The sequence below is a fragment of the Variovorax sp. P1_H2 genome (assembly GCF_056405295.1).
This window is the reverse complement of sequence record NZ_JBFUCJ010000270.1, coordinates 1-1,707: the sequence shown is the minus strand read 5'-3', so window position 1 is coordinate 1,707 and position 1,707 is coordinate 1. Positions and strand designations below refer to the sequence as shown.

Here is a 1,707-nt window from a genome sequence, read left to right as displayed (position 1 = left end):
GCGCCAGGCTGCGCACCTCCGCCGCCACCACCGCGAAGCCGCGGCCCTGCTCGCCCGCGCGCGCGGCTTCCACCGCCGCGTTCAGCGCCAGGATGTTGGTCTGGAAGGCGATGCCATCGATCACGCCGATGATGTCCACGATCTTCTTCGACGAGGCGTTGATCGAGGCCATCGTGTCCACCACCTGGCTCACCACCTCGCCGCCCTTGACCGCCACTTCGGAGGCCGAGACGGCCAGTTGATTCGCTTGACGCGCGTTGTCCGCGTTCTGCTTGACCGTGCTGGTGAGTTCTTCCATCGACGCCGCCGTCTGTTCCAGCGAGCTCGCCTGCTGCTCGGTGCGCGAGGACAGGTCCTGGTTGCCCGCGGCGATCTGGCCCGAAGCGGTGACGATCGAATCGGTCGAGGTCTTGATGCGCCCCACGAGGTCGGTCAAGGTGTCCTCCATCTCGCCCATGCCGCGCAGCAGGCGCCCGAAGTCGCCGCCCCGATCGGTCTCGAATTCCTTGCTGAGATCGCCGGAGGCCACGGTGTCGGCGATCAGCAGCGCCTCGTCGATCGGCTGCACGATGCTGCGCGTCAACAGCCAGGCCAGCACCGAGCCCAGGGCCAGCGCGATCGCGGCCAGCGCCATGAGGTTGATGCGGCCCGCGCGATAGAGCGCATCGATCTCGGCAGCCGACTTGTCGATCTGCTCCTGCTCATGCGCCAGGATGCCACGGATGCTGGCGTCGTAGCTGTCGAGCGTGGGCACCAGCTTGTCCCTGGCGATCCGCATCGCCTCCTGCGGATTGCCGTCGGCCTTGAGCTTGAGCAGCATGTTGCGCAGTTCGACATAGTCGGTCCGCTTCTTCTTGATGTCCGCCGCCAGCGCCAGTTCCTCCGGCGAGCTCAGCAGTGCCTCGAGCTTCTTCTGGGTCTCGGAGATCGTGGCGCTGGTCTTGCTCATGCCCTTCTGCAGGTACTCCTGCACTTCGGGGTCGTTGGCGTTGAGGAGCGCGTAGGTGCGCACGCTGTTGGTGGTGGTCCCGAGCAGCCAGCCCGCAGCCAGCCTCTCCTTGACCAAGGATCGCTTCGCCATGTCGTTGGTGGCATCGCCGACGGCCTGCAGGCGCAGCACGCCGATGCCGGCAGTGGCGGCCAACAGGGCCAGGATCAATGCGAAGCCTCCGCCCAGGCGGGTGCCGATCTTCCAGTCTTTCATCTTGTCTCCGATCCTTTGTTTGCTTGTTTCCGAGGGCTTGGGTCGAACGCGGCCTCAGGCGGCCAGCTTCTCGATCAGGCCCATCTCGTCGCTGGACATCAGGCGGTCGATGTCCACCAGGATCAGCATCCGCTCGTCCAGCGTCCCCAGCCCGATCAGGTAGTCCGTGTCCAGCACCGACCCCATCGCCGGCGCCGGCTTGATCTGCTCCGCCGTCAGCGTGATCACGTCCGACACGCTGTCCACCACCATCCCCACCACCCGGCCCCCGATGTTCAGCACGATCACCACCGTGAACTGGTCATAGCTCGGCGTCCCCAGCGCAAACTTGATCCGCATGTCGATGATCGGAACAATGATCCCCCGCAGGTTCACCACCCCCTTGATGTACTCCGGCGCGTTCGCGATCCGCGTCACCGCGTCGTACCCCCGCAGCTCCTGAACCTTCTGGATGTCGATCCCGTACTCCTCGTCGCCCAGGGTGAAGGTGACCACCTCCAGGC

The 1,707-nt window shown here is 65.6% G+C and carries 2 protein-coding genes; both read right to left on the bottom strand.

The features are described from left to right. Window positions 1-1,204, bottom strand: a 1,204-nt coding sequence (locus AC1D2E_RS35725; RefSeq protein WP_478201779.1) for a methyl-accepting chemotaxis protein, incomplete at its 3' end; no start/stop codon positions are given. A gap of 54 nt (window positions 1,205-1,258) precedes the next feature. Beyond that, on the bottom strand, window positions 1,259-1,705 hold the full coding sequence (locus AC1D2E_RS35720) for a chemotaxis protein CheW (RefSeq protein ID WP_478201778.1): 447 nt from the start codon (window positions 1,703-1,705) through the stop codon (window positions 1,259-1,261). Window positions 1,706-1,707 lie beyond the last annotated feature (2 nt).